Annotated in this window: 15 protein-coding genes; 8 read left to right on the top strand and 7 right to left on the bottom strand. The window is 42.6% G+C overall.

The window, feature by feature from the left end; genetic code table 11:
* Window positions 1–46 precede the first annotated feature (46 nt).
* From ACH3Z1_RS02245 to ACH3Z1_RS02220, 6 genes are all read left to right on the top strand, one after another.
* Window positions 47–2080, top strand: coding sequence for a kojibiose hydrolase (locus ACH3Z1_RS02245; RefSeq protein ID WP_490820211.1), 2034 nt, complete (start codon window positions 47–49; stop codon window positions 2078–2080).
* A gap of 20 nt (window positions 2081–2100) precedes the next feature.
* The gene (locus ACH3Z1_RS02240; protein WP_490820210.1) at window positions 2101–2655 is read left to right on the top strand and encodes a hypothetical protein; all 555 of its coding nucleotides are present in this window, start codon (window positions 2101–2103) and stop codon (window positions 2653–2655) included.
* A gap of 55 nt (window positions 2656–2710) precedes the next feature.
* A complete protein-coding gene (locus ACH3Z1_RS02235; RefSeq protein WP_490820209.1) occupies window positions 2711–4036 on the top strand; it encodes a vanadium-dependent haloperoxidase in 1326 nt (441 codons plus the stop codon).
* A gap of 195 nt (window positions 4037–4231) precedes the next feature.
* On the top strand, window positions 4232–5314 hold the full coding sequence (locus ACH3Z1_RS02230) for a hypothetical protein (RefSeq protein ID WP_490820208.1): 1083 nt from the start codon (window positions 4232–4234) through the stop codon (window positions 5312–5314).
* Between the two features lie 129 nt (window positions 5315–5443).
* The gene (locus ACH3Z1_RS02225; protein ID WP_490820207.1) at window positions 5444–6409 is read left to right on the top strand and encodes a hypothetical protein; all 966 of its coding nucleotides are present in this window, start codon (window positions 5444–5446) and stop codon (window positions 6407–6409) included.
* 4 nt (window positions 6410–6413) lie between these two features.
* Entirely contained in the window at window positions 6414–7958 is a 1545-nt protein-coding gene (locus tag ACH3Z1_RS02220) for a phosphatase PAP2 family protein (protein WP_490820206.1), read from the top strand.
* 88 nt (window positions 7959–8046) lie between these two features.
* Here ACH3Z1_RS02220 and ACH3Z1_RS02215 read toward each other — a convergent pair whose 3' ends face one another.
* The 6 genes from ACH3Z1_RS02215 to ACH3Z1_RS02190 all read right to left on the bottom strand — a co-directional run bounded on the left by ACH3Z1_RS02215 (window position 8047) and on the right by ACH3Z1_RS02190 (window position 14476).
* Window positions 8047–9999, bottom strand: coding sequence for an alpha-amylase family protein (locus tag ACH3Z1_RS02215; protein WP_490820205.1), 1953 nt, complete (start codon window positions 9997–9999; stop codon window positions 8047–8049).
* A 95-nt stretch (window positions 10000–10094) separates the two neighbouring features.
* Entirely contained in the window at window positions 10095–11048 is a 954-nt protein-coding gene (locus tag ACH3Z1_RS02210) for a carbohydrate kinase family protein (RefSeq protein WP_490820204.1), read from the bottom strand.
* 131 nt (window positions 11049–11179) lie between these two features.
* Window positions 11180–12532: an MFS transporter gene (locus ACH3Z1_RS02205; RefSeq protein WP_490820203.1), complete on the bottom strand. Its 1353-nt coding sequence runs from the start codon at window positions 12530–12532 to the stop codon at window positions 11180–11182.
* Window positions 12533–12786: 254 nt separating this feature from the next.
* Window positions 12787–13386 (bottom strand): VOC family protein, encoded by a 600-nt coding sequence (locus ACH3Z1_RS02200; protein ID WP_490820202.1) that lies wholly within the window; start codon window positions 13384–13386, stop codon window positions 12787–12789.
* A 68-nt stretch (window positions 13387–13454) separates the two neighbouring features.
* On the bottom strand, window positions 13455–13895 hold the full coding sequence (locus ACH3Z1_RS02195) for a VOC family protein (protein WP_490820201.1): 441 nt from the start codon (window positions 13893–13895) through the stop codon (window positions 13455–13457).
* 218 nt (window positions 13896–14113) lie between these two features.
* Window positions 14114–14476 (bottom strand): VOC family protein, encoded by a 363-nt coding sequence (locus ACH3Z1_RS02190; RefSeq protein ID WP_490820200.1) that lies wholly within the window; start codon window positions 14474–14476, stop codon window positions 14114–14116.
* Between the two features lie 228 nt (window positions 14477–14704).
* Between ACH3Z1_RS02190 and ACH3Z1_RS02185 the strand changes: the two genes are divergently transcribed.
* Both ACH3Z1_RS02185 and ACH3Z1_RS02180 read left to right on the top strand, forming a co-directional pair.
* A complete protein-coding gene (locus tag ACH3Z1_RS02185; protein WP_490820199.1) occupies window positions 14705–17035 on the top strand; it encodes a S9 family peptidase in 2331 nt (776 codons plus the stop codon).
* Window positions 17036–17264: 229 nt separating this feature from the next.
* On the top strand, window positions 17265–17867 hold the full coding sequence (locus ACH3Z1_RS02180) for a transposase (RefSeq protein WP_490820198.1): 603 nt from the start codon (window positions 17265–17267) through the stop codon (window positions 17865–17867).
* A gap of 153 nt (window positions 17868–18020) precedes the next feature.
* On the opposite strand, the gene ACH3Z1_RS02175 is transcribed toward ACH3Z1_RS02180, so the two are convergent.
* Window positions 18021–18626 (bottom strand): hypothetical protein, encoded by a 606-nt coding sequence (locus ACH3Z1_RS02175; RefSeq protein ID WP_490820197.1) that lies wholly within the window; start codon window positions 18624–18626, stop codon window positions 18021–18023.
* Between the last annotated feature and the right edge of the window lie 44 nt (window positions 18627–18670).

Here is an 18670-nt window from a genome sequence, read left to right as displayed (position 1 = left end):
TTTAGAATAAATTTGAGCAAGCTCAAGTACTTGCAAAATAAGCATTATGAAACGATTGCGCCAGCTTTGTCAACTATTCTTTTTTATGGGTATCGGACTTGCCAAAGCGCAGGATCCATGGAAGATTACCGTACCCTCAGTAAACCCAGCTAACTACTATGGTGTAACGGTTGCGAACGGAATGATTGGTATTGTTTCTTCGCCCGAACCATTCAAAGTGAAAGAAGTAGTCTTAGCAGGTGCATATGACCAGTATGGCCGTGGAAGGGTGAGTAATTTTCTTCGCAGTTTTAACCTCCTGAATATGCAATTGGGCATTGATGGCAGAAATATTGGTGCTGCCGATGCCAAAAACATGAAACAGGAACTGGACATGCAGAAAGCATCGTTCACCTGTTCATTTGAATATGGAGATAAAGCAACCATCACTTATACATACTATTCACTGCGTCATCTTCCGTTTACTGTATTGATGGATGTGGCTGTTACAGCAAAAAAAGACATACTGGTCAATTCTGCCAGCGTAATGGAAGCCCCCGATGCATTGAAAGATGTGCAGAATTATTACAATGAAATAGATCGCCCGCATGTAACCATCAGCCTGCTTACTTCATCGGCAAAAAGTCCGACAGGTAAATTGCTGATGTGTGCATCCAATACATTCCTTTTCTCAGAAAAGCATGGTGAAGAGCCACGTGTGATACACGAAATGTGGGACAATAACATGCACCTGATGAAATTCAATAAAACTGTAAAAGCAGGAACCACCTATCGTTTCTCTATTGCAGGATCATCTATTACCAGTGCACAGCATGATGATCCATTGAATGAAGCAGAACGTATGACCATTTTTGCCAAGCTGGAAGGAAGGGAAAGGCTGATGTCTTTTCACAACAAAGCATGGGCTGAGTTATGGAAGAGTGATATTCAGATTGAAGGCGATCCGCAGGCGCAACAGGATGTGCACAGTATGATGTATCATCTCTATTCATTTGTAAGAGAGGGAACAGATTATAGCCCGTCGCCGATGGGTTTGAGCGGACTCGGTTACAATGGCCACGTATTCTGGGATACGGAATTATGGATGTATCCGGCATTGCTGGTATTACAACCATCCATGGCTAAGAGTATGGTAGAATACAGGTACAATCGTTTGGCGGCTGCCAAAAAGAATGCATTCAGTCATGGATACAAAGGAGCGATGTTCCCCTGGGAAAGTGCAGCAACAGGAGTGGAAGAAACCCCTGTATGGGCTTTGAGTGGACCATTTGAACATCATATCACCGCCTGCGTAGGCATTGCTGCGTGGAATTATTATTGCGTAACACAGGATAAAGAATGGCTGAAAGAAAGGGGCTGGCCCATTTTAAAAGAAACAGCCGATTTCTGGGCCAGCAGGGTTGAACGAAATGGCCCGGGAAAATATGATATTAAAAATGTGGTGGCTGCTGATGAGTGGGCCGAGAATGTAGACAATAATGCATGGACCAATGCCGCAGCAAAAGCAGTATTAAATTATGCAACAGAGGCGGCCGGTTTAATTGGAGCCAAACCCGATGCCGACTGGATGCATGTGGCACAGAATATTCCGATTTTAAAAATGGAGAATGGTGTAACAAGAGAACATGCAACTTATCATGGAGAAGGCATTAAACAAGGTGATGTGAACCTGCTGGCCTATCCATTGAAAGAAGTAAACGATCCCAAACAGGTGCTGAAAGATCTGGAATATTATGAAACAAGGGTGCCTAATGAGGGCACACCAGCCATGACACAGGCCATTTTCACCCTGCTTTATGCCCGGTTGGGGAATGCGGATAAGGCCCTGAAATTTTTCAAGGAATCATATGAACCCAATCTCAATCCGCCCTTCAGGGTGATTGCAGAAACCAAGGGTGGAACCAATCCTTATTTTGCCACAGGGGCAGGCGGCATTTTACAAAGTGTGCTGATGGGTTTTGGCGGTATCGACATTACCCCCAAAGGCATTTCACAGATTAAATCGGTATTACCCAGGCACTGGAAAAAACTAACACTTACAGGTATCGGACCCGATAAAAAAACCTTGATAGTTCAATAAAAACTATTATTTTTAATTGCTTGAAACGACTTGCCACGATAGTATCCCTTAGTTTACTACTGTTTAGCCTTGGTGGCTACAGGATGCTGTTGAATTATATGGAATCGGCTTCCGACAGGGCTTTTCAAGCCAATCTTTACGAAGATGTTTATGATGAAGCCATGTTGCTTCATATTAAAGTAGCCGCCAGCACACCTTATGGTTCCAATTCTGAACAATACGAAAATGCAACGGGTGAAGTAGACATCAATGGTGTGACTTATCATTTTGTAAAAAGACGCTTTTTTAAAGACTCGCTTGAATTGTGGTGCGTACCGAATATGGAAAAAATTGGTATCCGTAATGCATGGGATAATTTTTTCAGCTTAGCGGGTGATTATAATGCAGGTTCATCCTCACAGAAATCTTCTAATCAGCATACGGTTCTTAAATTCTCCATTCTGGACTTTACAGGAGACCATTCTTTTTCTTGGCAGTTTAGGAATGCTGTACTCGAACAGGTTCATTATGTGAAACAGGATGCCGTTTATCTGTCTGATTATGTAAATCGTTTAGAGCGCCCGCCTCAGGCTTAATGCTGGTTCATTAAGCAAGTTTCTTTTTATCTGAATTTTTATTAATTGTGGTCTTATGAGAAAGCTCTTATTGGGGCTTGTTATCGTTTCATGTATTCAAGCATGTAAACAATCTAACGAGTATAAAACATTTTTGCACAATCCGGCCTTATTCAGCAATACGGTATATGAACTGAATACAGTAGTGATGGGAAATAATTTCCCTCCAATGGTGGCATCACGCAATTATGTATATGCAGCAGTGGCGGCTTATGAAGTAGTAGCTGCTGCTTATCCCAATCAGTACGAATCTCTGGGCGGACAATTAACAGGGCTGCAAAAGCCTGTTGCACCAACCATTACAGCCGATATGGATATTGAACTGGCCACCCTTCTTGCTTATATGAAAGTAGGAGAGATGGTTACATTTCCGGAAGGCAGTATGAAAGATTATGCAGACAGCATTTTACAACTGGCAAGAGACAAAGGTCTGAGCAGTAAAGTAGAAGCAGCGTCGCGTATGCTGGCAGACAGTATCAGTATGCACATCATTCGTTGGAGCAAAAAAGATAATTACCTGCAGACAAGAGGGGCCGAAAAATACGCGGTTAAAAAAATACCCGGCCGCTGGGTACCTACACCACCTATGTATACTTCTGCCGTGGAACCACACTGGCATGAAATAAGACCTATGGTGATTGACAGTGCAGGTGTTTTCGATCCGCCTCCGCCACCTGTATTTAATATTACAGATAAAAAGAGCAAGTATTACCAGGAAGTAATAGCCATTAAAAATGCTGTTGATAGTTTAACACCTGAGCAGAAACATATTGCAGAATTCTGGGATGATAATCCATTTAAGATGAATGTAACAGGACATGTGATGTATGGCAGTAAAAAATTCTCACCATCCGGTCACTGGATGAGTATTGTGGGAATTGCAGCACAGAAAGCAAAAGTAGATTTTGCCACACATGTGTATGCCTTTGCCAAAACATCTATTGCCTTGTTTGATGCTTTTATACAGTCATGGTATGTGAAATATAAATACAACACCGCCAGACCCGAAACAGTCATCAATGAATACATTGATCCCAACTGGAGACCTTATCTGCAAACACCTGCTTTTCCTGAATATACCTGCGGACATTCTACCATTTCATCTGCCGCTGCCGAGGCACTTACAAGTGTGTTCGGTGATAATTTTTCTTATACCGATTCAACTGAACTGGAATTCGGTATACCCAACAGGAGCTTTAGTTCATTCAGGGCTGCTGCTGAAGAAAATAACTGGGCCAGATTTTATGGTGGTATCCACTTCCACAATTCATGTATCGTCAGCACAGATTATGGACAACGCGTTGGCAAACTGGTGGTTGATCGCCTGAAAATGAAGAAATAACCAGACCCGCGCCATGTTGGTCAACGACCAGCATACATACCATCTGCATGAAAAATAGCTGAACCGATACTGTCAACAAACGAACCGGTGTTGACCAGACAATCAATCGAACCATTTCCCTGTTGAAAGAATGGTATTGTACTTATTCGTGCAACCCATTTGTTTATTGCCTAAAGAAACCAAACCTAATCTAACATGAGACCAATTATTGTAATACTAACTTTAGCTTTTTTTATTCATACAAAATCAATGGCACAAGGATGTGTAGCCATCAGAAGTGTAGGTGGTATGTGCACCATTGATAATCTTTTTGGTGCCGACTCTGTTCAAAGTAAATGGAGTTTTAACGCCAACACACGATACTTCAATTCTTTCCGTCACTTTGTAGGAACGGATGAACAAAAACAAAGAATTGCCAATAACACGCAGGTTATTAACCACAGTGTAAATATTGATCTCAGTCTGACACGTATACTCAGTAAACGCTGGTCTATAACATTTGGCATACCCATCATTTCAAACACACGTACCTCTTTATATGAACACGGAGGAGCTTCACGCCACCTCACCACTTCATTTGGTTTGGGTGATGCACGTATTACAGCTTACCATTGGCTTACCGATCCTGCCAAAGGAGGCAAATTCAGCTTACAGGCCGGACTGGGTATTAAATTACCTACAGGCGATTTCCGTGTACAGGATCATTTTTATACCAGCACCGGAACAAAAGTACTTGGCCCTGTAGATCAGTCTATCCAGCTTGGTGATGGTGGTACCGGATTTACTTTGGAACTGAACGCGCATCGTACCCTTTCACGTACCATCAGTTTGTATGGTAATTTCTTTTATCTCCTGAACCCACGCGAACACAATGGCGTATCAACTGCAAGAGGTGGTACACCATCTGCTACAGCTATCCAGTATGGTAGCGATGTGATGAGTGTGCCTGATCAGTATATGCTTCGCTTTGGTGCCAATTTCACCTTCAATCGCTTAACCCTCTCTGCCGGATACAGAAATGAAAGAGTAACATCAAAAGACCTGGTAGGAGGTAGTTATGGTTTCAGAAGACCAGGTTTTGTAGCTTCTGTAGAACCGGGTGTAACTTATTCATTCAAAAAAATGAATCTCTATGCCTATGTACCCGTTGCTGTTCAACGCAGCCGTACACAGAGTTATGCTGATCTGGAAAGAACAAGAATAACAGGTGTAAGAGCACAGGGCGATGCCGCATTTGCTGATCTCGCTGTGAATGTTGGAGTGAGTGTGAGGTTTTAGCTTTTAGCTATTAGGGGTTAGCTGTTAGGAGGAAAATATTAATAACCTCTCCTCCTAATAGCTAATACCTAATGGCTAAAAGCTAATAGCCAACACCGACCCAATTAACTATCAACTAAACTAATAACTATGCAAAAAATAAAAACAGGATTCTGCCGCATGGTCTGCCTGATTGCCATGGCTGCATTATCATATACACCATTGCATGCACAAACGGAGATCGACGGTATTATGATGGCAAAGAATAATTATTGTTCCGGTCTCATGTACAACTACAGTAGCTGGGATCAGTACTGGGAGGGAACACTCAAGAGGAATAACCTGAACCTCGGTACGGTGTCAACCAGTATGCTGGCCTATATGGGTAACTATGGGGTTTCTGATAAACTGAATGTATTATTCGGTTTGCCCTATATAAAAACAAAAGCAACAGCCGGTACACTCAGCGGCATGAGTGGTTTGCAGGATTTATCACTCTGGGTAAAATGGATGCCTTACGAAAAAGAGTTTGGTAAAAGCACTTTATCATTTTATACGATTGGTGGTGTTTCATTACCGGTATCTGATTACACACCCGATTTTTTACCTATGTCGATTGGGTTAAGAAGTAAAACCATTTCCTTACGTGGTATGGTAGATTACCAGTATGGCAGTTGGTTTACCACTGCTTCTGCTACTTATGTAATTCGCGATAAGGTAACCCTTGACAGAGAATCGTATTACACGACGGAGTTACATAATACCAATGAAGTGGCCATGCCGGATGCATCATCCATCAATGTAAGGGCAGGATATCGCACCGGGAGAATGATTGCCGAAGCTGTATGGAACAAATGGACAACACTCGGCGGTTTTGATATCACCAGAAACAATATGCCTTTTGTTAGCAACAGGATGAATGCAAGTATGCTGGGTATCAACCTTAAGTATAACCTGAAAGGCGTGGATGGCTTATCGCTGATTGCCAATGGCAATATCACTTTAAGCGGAAGAAATATGGGTCAGGCATCAACCATAGGAGGCGGTGCCTTTTATATTATTGATTTCTCACCCAAGAAGAAAAAAGAAAAAACATCATCCACCGATAAAAAATAAAGCCATGAAAAAAATACTTACTATATGCTCATTGGCCACAGTTATGTTGGTGCAGATGTCATGTTCCAAAAATGTTTCCAATGCAACGGATGAGGCGCCCATGTTAGCGCCTACCAAAACAGATATTGATGCAGGTATCTGGAAACCGATTCTTTTAACGGGTCCTACGGAATTTCCTGTAGCGGCGCCTGCTGCTGTGAGCTCTGTTGGTTATATAGCAGAACTGAATGAAGTAAAAGGATACCAGCGCGATCTAACATCAGACCAGGAAGCCGCCATTAAATATTGGGGAGCTGGTGGTGTACTCAGATGGAACGAACTCATGCGTCAGTTGGTAGCTAAATATAATCTGCCGCCTTACCAGAACCCTGATGGTACTTATCCTTTCCCCAGTGCCAATAATCCTTTTGCTTATCCATTGTTTCCTTTTGCCAATCCGCCATATGCTGCCAGGGCTTATGCCTATATCAGTGCGGCGCAGTATGATGCACTGGTAGCTGCCTGGCATTATAAAAAACTGTACAACAGACCGGCACCTTATAAAACAGATGCCAACATCAAACCTAAATTACCACAGTCCGATCTTCCTTCCTATCCATCAGAAGATGCGGTACTGGCAGGGGTAACAGCAGAGATGATGAAATTATTCTTCCCTGGTGAAATTGCTTTCATCCAGAAAAAAGCAGAAGAACAAATGTTGTCTAAACTGATGGCAGGTACTGCTACCAGAAGCGATATTGAAGCAGGAGAAGCTTTGGGTCGCTTAGTGGCACAAAAATTTATTACACGTGGAAGGGCCGACAGGGCAGGCGCTGCAGCAGGTAACGCCACAGACTGGGCATTACTCGAAACACAGACCATTGCCCGTGGCGAAATACCATGGATCAGCATGGAAACACCAAAACGTCCACCCATGTTGCCATTTTTTGGCAGGGTGAGACCTTTCCTTTTCGATGAAACGGTTACACCCACACTTCGTCCGGCAGCACCACCATCTACATCGAGTGAGCAGATGAAAAAGGAAACAGCAGAGATCTACGATCTGGTAAACAATACCAATGCTGAACGTATCCGCATCACACACTTCTGGGCCGATGGTGTTGCAACGGCCACTCCTCCGGGTCATTGGGGTGCTATTGCAGATGCAGATTTTATCAACCAGAAATTCAGTGAAGTACGTTGGGCAAGAAATATGGCATTACTGAATATGTCAATGATGGATGCTGCTATTGTATGCTGGGATACAAAATTCTTTTATTTTAATCCCCGCCCATCGCAACTGAATCCTGCTATTAAAACCATAACAGGCTTACCCAATTTCCCTTCCTATATTTCCGGACACTCCACTTTTAGTGCTGCTGCGGCAACCATATTAAGCCATATTGTGCCATCAAGGGCGCAGGCTTATGATGCCATGGCAAAAGAAGCGTCTATATCACGTATGTATGGGGGCATACATTATAGAAGTGATTGTGAAAAAGGATTGGAAACAGGTAATAAGGTAGGTGCCTACGCTGTTACCAGGGCCAAGACCGACGGAGCAGATTAGGGAGCTCTTAGCTGTTAGCGATTAGCTATTGGGGTAATAAAAATATTTCCTTACTCCAATAGCTAATGCTAATGCTAATGGCTAACTCCTAATAGCTAATGGCTTCCAGTAAACAAAACGAATAAGGCTCAATGATGAGGTATTCGTAATCTGCACCTACAGTTAGCCGCTGGTCATTCCAGTGATCGTATAAATTGCTTACCCCATACCCCTGTTCCTTAAATGCATACCAGGTAAGATAAGCCGCTTTATCACTGTAATTAAACAGGCAATAGAGATGTGCATCATCCATCGACCGGATAAAACCTGCCACATGAATATTATGTGCTGTGATCCAACGGATATTTTTATAATCACCGGTAACAGGTAATTGCTTACGCAGTTTCAGCAAGCGCTGGGTGCCGCTGAAAATTCGGTGTTCAATAGTGTACTGTTGTTTTGTTTTTTCATTTTTTTGCCAGTCAATCAGGGGTCTGTGCATCCAGCGGTTATCATAACTTTTGCCCTCTTCATCCAGGTAGCTGTAATCGTTGGTATACGCGGCTTCATCGCCATAGAACAGCATGGGAATACCGCCCATAAAAATACTTTGGGCCTGCATCAGTAATATTTTCTTAGCGGCTGTATCAATGGCTTTTTCATCCTGATTCTTCAATGCCTTCTCCAATCCACACAAAGAAGCCAGTGAGCCACTGATGCGTGCATCCTGTGTTTTAGGGTTCACTGAAAACAGGGCACCCGATGCAGTAGAGGAGGGATGTGTGCCTGAATAGTATTCTTTTAAAAATTTACGATGTTCATAGGCGTTATAACCGGCAGCAGCAATCATGCTGTCATCATAACCCAAACCAATATCATCATGGCAGCGGGTATAACTGATCCAGGTACAGCCAAAAGGTTTTTGTAAGAGTTCCTGTTGTGCGGCCAGCATCACACGGGTATCGCCTGTTGCCAGTGCATCCCATTGCAGGGCCATTTGTGTGGCGTTATAAGCTACATCACATTCTTTGGCGGTATATACATCTGTACCGAAATATTTCATGATTTCTTTGGGTGCCACAATGGCTTCACCCAATAGAGCCATACCGGGTGCGGCTACTTCCACACACTGACGTATCAAACGAAGAATGGTATGGGCCTCCGGTAAATTCTGACAGGTAGTACCCAATTGTTTCCAGATAAAAGCAGGCGCATCTATGCGAAGAATATCAACGCCCAGGTTCGCATAAAATAAAATATTGTCGAGCATATCAACCAATACAGATGGGTTGGTATAGTTCAGGTCCCACTGGTAGTTATGAAACACAGTCATCACCCATTTTCGAGATTCTTTATCCCAGGTAAAACTACCGGGTGCACTCTCAGGGAAAATTTCAGGCATGGTCGCATCTAACTGGTCGGGAATGGTACGGTCGTCGTACATGTAAAAATATTCCTGGTAAACCGGATCGCCCTTTTTTGCTTTCACCGCCCATTCATGCTGGTGTGATGTGTGATTGAGTACAATATCCAGCATCAGGTACATGTCTTTCTCCTGCATTTTTTTCTGTACCGCACGTAGATCATCAATCGTACCAAAACGCTGGTCTACTTTCCTGAAATCTGAAACCGCATAACCGCCATCACTCTCACCTGCCGGACTTTCAAAAATGGGCATGATATGCAGAAAGTTTACACCCAGCGATTCAAGATAAGGCAAGCGTGCAGGTAAATCGTTTAGTTTACCGCAGAAACGATCCACATATAAACTCATGCCACAGATTTCATTGCTGAGAAACCAGTGACCTTTTGATGCTTTGTCCGTATCATGAGCACGCAGTTCTTTGCTTCTTTGCTGGTGACCACGAATCAGTGTAATGAGCAAGTGTTCAAATAATGCATCGGCAGACAGGTGATGACTGTAGAGGGAGCGATACAAACTTTCAATGGCCGTGGCATTGGCACAGAGTCTTGTATAAAATCCAAGGTCATCGCCGCTGAGCAACAGCCCCTGCTGCTCACAGATGCGGGTAATTCGTTGGTGTAGGGTGAAATTGTACATTTTTAGCTTCTGGCTGCCAGCTGCTAGCTGCTAGCATATTCATTTTAATTCTCGTAAAACATCTTACTAGCTTCTAGCAGCTAGTAGCTGGCAACTCAATCAAAGATTGCACTGCTCAAATGTTTAAACGCTTCCATCGCCCCTAAGTACTCACAGGTTCTGGCACCGGCTTTGTTGGCATTGTGAATGATCTGTTTCCAGTTGGGTAATGATAATGCGGTTATTTCGGTGAACGTTTTTTCCTGTAATTGAAATAGTACAGCTCCTACAAAAGCATCACCTGCACCTGTGGTGTCAACTGGTTTTACAGGAATGCTTTCAATGCTATAGGTGGCTCCTTTATAACCCAGTAAAGTTCCTTCCTTGCCGAGGGTGATGGTGAACACTGCATTTGTTTTTTCGAGTAGAATGGCTGCTGCATCAGCTACGGCATGTGTGCCGGTGATGAGCATGGCTTCTTCATCGCTTAGTTTAAAGAAATGACAGGACTGTAAAAAGTTCCACGACTGGTCAATAAAAGTCTGCGTATCGTTTGGAAAAAGCAGGTGACGATAATTAGGATCGAAGCTGATGAATATATTGTTCTGCAACAAAGCTTTCTGTAACATACCCTGGTAAGCCGCCTGTAAGGGGCCGGGAAGAAAACCCGTAGCCGATCCAAAATGAATGATGCCGATATCATCAAGCGGAATGGTTTCTGTTTCATCGCGGTTGAGCATACCATCGGCGCCACGGTTGAATACAAAATCTCTTTCGCCATCTTCCATCAAAGACACAAAAGCGAAAGTGGTAAATGCGTGTGGGTCCTGCAACATCCATCGGGTAGCAACACCAAATTCCTGCATCACATCAATCAACTGCTTACCAAAAGGATCGTTGCCCACTTTGGCTGCCAGCTCCACCTGTCCACCCAGTGCTGCAATGGCCGCCGCTACATTGGTAGGCGCGCCACCCGGTTTCTTGAGAAAATGCTGCCCCTTTGAAAGACTGCTACCCTTATCGGTGCAGATCATATCAATAAGCGCTTCTCCAATGCATAGTATTTTCATATAGTGAGTAGTGAGTAGTCAGTTTTTCGTGAAAGGTGAATGGTCAATGGTGAATATGTTTAGTCTAAAAAATCACAATCCATCATCCAACCGTGCAGCTCTCATTTTCAAATTCCCAAATTTCCAAATTATTAATGTCCACCCCCTACCGGCATATCCACCTCCTCCTCATTTTTTGCCACCCTCATTCTCATCGTTGCAAATGCAGCAATTAGTAAAAGCCCTCCGGCAAATGTGATGGCATTGGCAGGATTACTGTTGAGGAAGGTTTTATAGATATAACCAAAGGAAAGGGTTTGAATAATCATGGGCACCACAATCATCATGTTGATGATACCCATATACACACCATATTTCTCTTTCGGAATACTACCTACCACCATAATGTAAGGCACACCCATCATACTGGCCCAAGCAATACCAAAACCAATCATAGGAGCGAATAAGTAATACTTGTTTTCAATATGGGGGAGAATGAACAATGATAAAGAAGCAAGTAAGAGGCAGATGATATGTACCTGTTTGGCACCGAATTTTTTCGCCATCCAGACCAGACCGAATGCAGAAAGAAACGTGATGATGTTATAGAAGCCATTTACCAGACCTGTCCAGCCCACTGCTTCTTCGTATAGTTTCTGGTTGGTTTCTGCATTGGTATGCCATACGGATTGTGCAATGCTGTGCGAAATAAACTGCCAGTAGCAGAACATGGCATACCACTGAAATAAATACACTAAACCCAGTTGCCACAAGGTTTTGGGCATATGCACGATGGAAGTAAATATTTCTTTAAAGGGTGTAAGAAAACTTTTATGTTCAGCGCGTAATGCTGCCAGCTCTGCATCGGTAGGTGGTATCTCCGGTGTTTTAATGACCGACCAGGCAACTGAAGCAATAGAACAAACAGCACCTACAAAGAAGGAACCATATACCCAGTATGGAATACCGGGCTCACCTGTAGAAGTGGTAGACTCACCGGTAATGATTTTCTGAAAAAAGAATAAAGAGAGATTGGCGAGTGTAATACCCAGTCCGGTAAAAAAACTCTGTGTTAAAAAACCCATGGCGCGCTGACTCGCAGGTAGCTTATCGGCAATAAATGCACGATAGGGTTCCATAGCTGTATTGTTGGCGGCATCGAGAATCCATAATAAACCAACCGCCATCCACAGTGCACGACTAAAGGGGAATGCGAATAAACAGAGACTACAGAAAATAGCACCGATTAAAAAATAAGGTTTACGTCGCCCCCAGCGCGGGTGCCAGGTTTTATCGCTGAGTGCACCAATGATGGGTTGAATGAGTAAACCTGTCATTGGACCGGCAAGATTGAGTAAAGGAAGATCTTCCGGTTTGGCATCTAAAAAACTGTACAGTGGGTTTACGGCTGTTTGTTGTAATCCGAAACTGTACTGTATACCAAAGAAGCCGACATTCATGTTAATGATCTGCCAGAAACTCAGTTTTGGTTTTGCTAATGACATGGCAAGCAATTAGGTGGATAAGCGATACCATGTAATATAATAGCTTTCTGTGAGCGTTTCAGCACAGAACGGGTGATATTTTTTTCGAAAACGTTTGCAGAGAAGAGCAGAGGCTCTGTAAGAGTGGATGTGAAATATTTAATGATCAAAAAAGAAATACACTGACCATAAAATCGCTGGTTAAACACTTTTAATGTAAGGGAAATGGTCTAGATATTTTGAACACAGTTAAGGAAGGAAAGAAAGATACTTTTTTATTTAAGTTCCGACAGAATCAGTTTTTTCTGTTTGAGTGTGTTCTTCATGGCTTTTTCCCTTACTGCGGGATCATCACTGTGTATTAAATCAAAATATTCGGTGGGTACAACCTGCCACGATAATCCATATTTATCCTTGCACCATCCGCAGGAGCCTTCTTCGCCGCCGTTTTTGGTAAGTGCATTCCAGTAATAATCTGTTTCGGCCTGGTCCTTTGTATTAATAACAAAAGAAATGGCTTCATTAAATTTAAACAGCGGGCCTGCAGCCAGTATGGTAAACTCCATGCCTTCTATTTCAATAACAGCGGTTTCTATGCCGGAGGCATTACCACTCTCGGTACTATCGAAGCGGCGAAAATCTTTCAACTTGCCGTTTTTGAAAATGGATAAATAATAATCTGCCACTGCCCTGGCATCTTTCTCCACCCATAGATAGGGCGAAATTTTTTGCGTGATAGGGTTCTTGCTTTTACCGGTGTGATGTACAGTCATGGTATCATGTATTGTGTTATAGTTCTTATCAGACTGTTTCGGATTGTTACAGGCAATGCCAGAGCCGATAACCATTGCGGTCAATAAAATGAGTTTATACATGTGCTGTTTTTTTACTGATAAAAACGAAAGACCCACATAACAAAATACATGGGTCTTTGTAAATCTATTTATGGCTGTCCTTTATGTCTCGGATCAAAATCTACCATCCACTCTATACCAAACTTATCTCTGAACATGCCAAAATAAGAACCCCATGGACTATCTGCGATGGGCATTTCTACCTGTCCGCCCTGCGAGAGGCCGTTGAATAGTTTGTCGGCTTCTTCTTTGGTTTCGGCGCCAATGGAAATCTTGCTTCGCGTTTCCATTTCATTGTGTTTGCCCAGTTGTTCTGGTGTATCGCTTCCCATGAGTACATTGTGCTTTCCGATGGGTAGTGCTACATGCATTATTTTTTCCGCTTCTTTATCATTATTGGGGGCTCCTTCAAAACTCATGTCTTTAAAACGTATGAGTGTAACAAATTCGCCACCAAAAACAGACTTGTAAAATGTAAATGCTTCTTCTGCATTTCCGTTGAAATGCAGGTAGGGGTTAATGGATGCCATGGTTGGTTGTTTTAAGATTTCTAAAGTACCTTTTATTGGATGATATTTCTATTATTTCACCCTGTTTTTCAGCAGTCAAACCTACTGCTTATCCTTTCCGAACAGGAGGTAGTATCACGACAAAAAAGAGGTTGATTGTGCCAAATGGTATCTAGATGTGTCTAAAAGAGGGGGTTTATGCGCTGTGGGTTTTCCTCTTGTGTACAGGTTTCACCCTATTACCATTCCTGAAATCGGATGCCCAGTTGTGTATCTGTAATAGCAAATTCTTTGGCACCCCAGGGTCGGAGGGTGACTTTGTTAAGATTAGGATGCAGCAGATGAGGGTGTGATGAAGCTATCTGTGCATATACTTCTTCAATATTATCTGTTACAAGCCGAAGTTCAGGATGGTGTTCTTTGGCCAATTGTTCATCCTGAAAAAGCATGAGGCCAATATCTCCTTTCTTTAAAACACAATAAGGTTGTCCCGTATGCAACTCTTTGTGTACAATGGTAAATTGCAGACAGTCTACAAATAGTTGTATGCCGTCTGAAAGGTTGGTGTAAAATACACTGGGGACTAATTTCGTGAAATGCATATAGTTAAGTTACTACTTAAAAATACTTTCCGGAACTTTTTTCAACGATTCGATTTGGTTTAATGATACATCCTTACATTTTTTCAACGAATCAATTTCATCTGAAGTAAATGAAAGCTCCTGTATTCAAACCACCAAGCTGCTTATTCACCGAATACGGCACAGCCTGCCATTATTTGCCTTATATTAGTTCACTCAATCCATATTCCGGAACTATATTTTAATCACATGAGAAAATATGTTTACACGGCGGTCGCTATTGCTTTCGCGGTAGCTGCACAGGCACAAACCAAAACGCTCACAGCCAAAGATTATGAACGCGCAGAAAAGCTCATGAGCTATAATACAGAACCTTTTATCGATGCAGGAACAGTACGTCCCAACTGGTTACCCAACGACCGGTTCTGGTATCTCTCCACTACCGCAAAGCAGAACACATTCATGCTGGTAGACCCGCTAAAGAAAACCCGGGCCGCGGCTTTTGATCACCAAAAGCTGGCCGATGCATTGTCAACTGCAAGCGGTAACAAATATGATGCGGCTAAACTTCCATTTCAAACGATTAGCTTTTCAGCGGATGGCCAATCGATTTCTTTTACCGTGGCCGGAAAAAAATGGAAATACAACCTGCAAGGCGGAAACGTTACTGCTGCTGATGCAGCACCCGCCACGGCTAACCCAGCTCCAGCTGAAAACCAGGGAAGAGGAGGAGCGGGCAATGAAGTGCTATCGCCCGATGGCAAAAAAGCAGTGTATATCAAAGACTGGAATTTATGGTTGCGTGATGTGGCTACCAATAAACAAACACAGCTTACCACAGATGGCATCAAAGATTTTGGCTATGCCACCGATAATGCAGGATGGAAATCGAGCGAAAGGGCCATTGTACGCTGGTCGCCCGATTCAAAAAAGATCGCCACTTTCAAACAGGATCAACGCAATGTGAGCGATATGTACCTCGTAACCACCAATGTGGGTAAGCCAACTTTACGGGCATGGAAATACCCTTTACCCGGCGATAAAGACATAGCCATGTTACACCGCGTGATCATTGATGTGGATGCTGCTAAAGTCATTAAAATACAAGTGCCTCCCGATCCCCACCGCTCTTCATTGGGAGATGATATTGCCAGTGGTGGATCATTAGGTGATGTGGACTGGACAGAAGATGCAGCACAACTCGCATTTCTTTCTACCTCACGCGATCACAAACAGGAGAAATTCCGTATTGCCGATGCGGCCACAGGTGCTGTTCGTGAAGTATTTGAAGAAGTAGTGGCCACACAATTCGAATCGGGAAGAGGTGCCATCAACTGGCGCTATCTCGCCGGCTCCAACGAAATCATCTGGTATTCGGAACGCGACGACTGGGGACATCTGTATTTATACGATGCGGGCACCGGTAAACTCAAAAACCAGATCACCAAAGGCAATTGGGTAGTAAGCAGGTTGATAAAAGTGGATGAGAAAAACCGTGTATTGTATTTTACCTCCACCGGCCACCAATCGAATCCTTATTTTTCTGCATTATATAAAATTGGTTTCGATGGTAAGAACCTCACCCTGTTAACGCCGGGAGAGGGCACACACCAGGCCAGCTTTTCTCCTTCGGGCAATTATATCATCGATACTTATTCAAAACCAGATATGCCACCCGTTACACAATTATGCGACCTGAATGGTAAACTCATCACTACACTGGAAAAAGCAGATGTATCGAGACTGGTAGCTACCGGTTGGAAACCACCCATTCCTTTTACGGTGAAAGCCTATGATGGTAAAACAGATATTTATGGTCTTGCTTTTACACCAACTAAAATGGAGCCAAATAAAAAGTATCCGGTCATCGATTATATCTATCCCGGTCCGCAGGGTGGTAGTGTGGGTAGCTGGGGTTTTACTGCATCGCGTGGCGATCACCAGGCACTGGCAGAGCTGGGTTTTATTGTGGTTATGGTTGAAGGTACCAGTAACCCCAATCGTTCTAAAAGTTTCCATGATATGAATTATGGCAATATGGGAGAGAATACATTACCCGACCAGATTACTACCATACGCCAGTTGGCACAGCGATACCCGATCGATACCAACCGTGTGGGTATCTGGGGACATTCAGGTGGTGGTTTTGCAACTGCAGCAGCCATGTTCCGTTTCCCCGATTTTTTTAAAGTAGGTATTTCCGAATCGGGTAACCACGATAACCGGAATTATGAAGACGACTGGGGCGAGCGTTACAATGGTCTTGTGGAACATTCAAACTATGAAGCACAGGCCAACCAGACCATCGCCAAAAACCTGAAAGGAAAATTAATGCTGGCACATGGCATGATGGATAACAATGTGCCGCCATACAATACCTTACTGGTGGTAGAAGCATTACAAAAAGCCAACAAGAGTTTCGACCTCATTCTGTTTCCCAACAGTGCGCATGGCTACGGCCAATACGGACCTTATATGATGCGCCGCCGCTGGGATTATTTTGTGCAACACCTGTTAGGGGTGCAACCACCAGTTGATTACCAGTTGAGGCCGACGCCTGCACCGGGAGCACGTCAGTAAAATAGTTGACACACAGTAACGCCAATATTACATGAAGTAGTATTGGCGTTATTTATTTTTTACTGTTCTCCGCAATGTCTCCCTCTATCACCGCAGGTGAAAGAATGGGGACGTTGCGGTAGGCTACACAGCTAACATGTTAGCATAAACCAAAAGATACATAATCCAGAAAATATAACAGCTAGTAACACTACGCATGTACCGCAGTGTCTTATGATATCTTTGGTATATGTCAGTTCGCAAACAAATAACCGAGGTCAACGGAGTATATTTTATCACATTTACCTGTGCCAGATGGTTGCCATTATTCGAGATTACAAATGGTTATGATGAAGTGTATAAATGGTTTAATTATCTAAAAGAGAATGAACATTATATCGTTGGGTATGTAATTATGCCCCATCATGTTCACGCGCTCATTGCATTCTCGAAAACGAATCAGTTAATTAATACGATAATAGGAAATGGTAAACGGTTTATGGCTTATGAACTGGTAAAAAGACTGAAGGAGCTGAATAAGGAAGACATACTTGAACAACTATCTGGTTGGGTTAATAAGACAGATAGGTTAAGAAATAAAAGACATGAAGTGTTTGAACCCTCCTTTGATAGAAAAGAATGTTATTCAATAGCATTTATGAAACAGAAAATTGACTATATGCATCATAATCCATGTAAAGCACAAATACCAGGGGTGCAGTTTCCGGAAGATTACTTGCATAGCTCGGCTACATATTACTATACGGGCAGGCAGGGAATTTATCCGGTTATTACTTACATGGAATTACAGGATATTGATTTGAGGGGAATCAACAAGACTCTTAAAAGATAAATGGCAGCACTCTTGTATATTTAATTTACTCATTAATTATTATTCCCATATTTTTTTTAACGACTGGATTAGACCAAAAGTAAATGAAAGACCCTGGCTGTGTAGCACGCAGAGTCCCTCGTGCCTCGGAGACTCTGCGACGAACTTTTTTGATTAAGTACTTTCTGCGGAGAAGGCGGATGTAAATGTATTTATTATAGCAGTACGATATTCTGGATCTTTTTCGTGGAGTTCAAAAATCCCTTCCGAAATATTAATATTCATATACATCTCCGAATACAAGCTCTCATCCTCGTCTTCATTAAAAAATATTTTGAACTTATAGTATCCTGGAGTATTTAAGTCTGTATCTGTTGAATTAAGCGAGAATACTGTCGCAGTAATTTCTGAAGTTGAAAAAGTTCTGTTATTAGGGATATTATACAATTCTGCCAATGCCTTCAGAAATAACTCCGTTTCTTTTCCTATTGTGCTAATTATCAAACCTTGTGGCACAAATCCTGTTTCTGTGTTTACATTCCCTTCTTTACTGATTCCAAATGGCATTTTAGTAATGATGCGAATTTGTAGCCCCACTACATTTCCATTGTATGTGCCCTTAATTATGAAGACATTGTAAGTGTTGTCTTTACCTTTTTCTGTTATAGACATCTGTATATCACAAAACGTATCGTCTTGGATTGTTTCTCTGATATCAATTAGAGAAGATTTTTTTCGATTGCCTTTTAAACTGGAAAGTAAATTATTAAAGAAACTCATTTAATGAAATTGAATTATGATTTGGCCTTACGCATAACCAATAA

It is taken from the genome of Sediminibacterium sp. FW305-C-49 (assembly GCF_058231085.1).
This window is presented reverse-complemented; position numbering and strand designations above follow the sequence as displayed.

Coding starts and splice junctions, on each gene's coding strand:
- ACH3Z1_RS02245 (WP_490820211.1), top strand. CDS start 47: ATGAAACGATTGCGCCAGCTTTGTCAACTATTCTTTTTTATGGGTATC.
- ACH3Z1_RS02235 (WP_490820209.1), top strand. CDS start 2,711: ATGAGAAAGCTCTTATTGGGGCTTGTTATCGTTTCATGTATTCAAGCA.
- ACH3Z1_RS02230 (WP_490820208.1), top strand. CDS start 4,232: ATGAGACCAATTATTGTAATACTAACTTTAGCTTTTTTTATTCATACA.
- ACH3Z1_RS02225 (WP_490820207.1), top strand. CDS start 5,444: ATGCAAAAAATAAAAACAGGATTCTGCCGCATGGTCTGCCTGATTGCC.
- ACH3Z1_RS02220 (WP_490820206.1), top strand. CDS start 6,414: ATGAAAAAAATACTTACTATATGCTCATTGGCCACAGTTATGTTGGTG.
- ACH3Z1_RS02215 (WP_490820205.1), bottom strand. CDS start 9,999: ATGTACAATTTCACCCTACACCAACGAATTACCCGCATCTGTGAGCAG.
- ACH3Z1_RS02210 (WP_490820204.1), bottom strand. CDS start 11,048: ATGAAAATACTATGCATTGGAGAAGCGCTTATTGATATGATCTGCACC.
- ACH3Z1_RS02205 (WP_490820203.1), bottom strand. CDS start 12,532: ATGTCATTAGCAAAACCAAAACTGAGTTTCTGGCAGATCATTAACATG.
- ACH3Z1_RS02200 (WP_490820202.1), bottom strand. CDS start 13,386: ATGTATAAACTCATTTTATTGACCGCAATGGTTATCGGCTCTGGCATT.
- ACH3Z1_RS02195 (WP_490820201.1), bottom strand. CDS start 13,895: ATGGCATCCATTAACCCCTACCTGCATTTCAACGGAAATGCAGAAGAA.
- ACH3Z1_RS02190 (WP_490820200.1), bottom strand. CDS start 14,476: ATGCATTTCACGAAATTAGTCCCCAGTGTATTTTACACCAACCTTTCA.
- ACH3Z1_RS02185 (WP_490820199.1), top strand. CDS start 14,705: ATGAGAAAATATGTTTACACGGCGGTCGCTATTGCTTTCGCGGTAGCT.
- ACH3Z1_RS02180 (WP_490820198.1), top strand. CDS start 17,265: ATGTCAGTTCGCAAACAAATAACCGAGGTCAACGGAGTATATTTTATC.
- ACH3Z1_RS02175 (WP_490820197.1), bottom strand. CDS start 18,626: ATGAGTTTCTTTAATAATTTACTTTCCAGTTTAAAAGGCAATCGAAAA.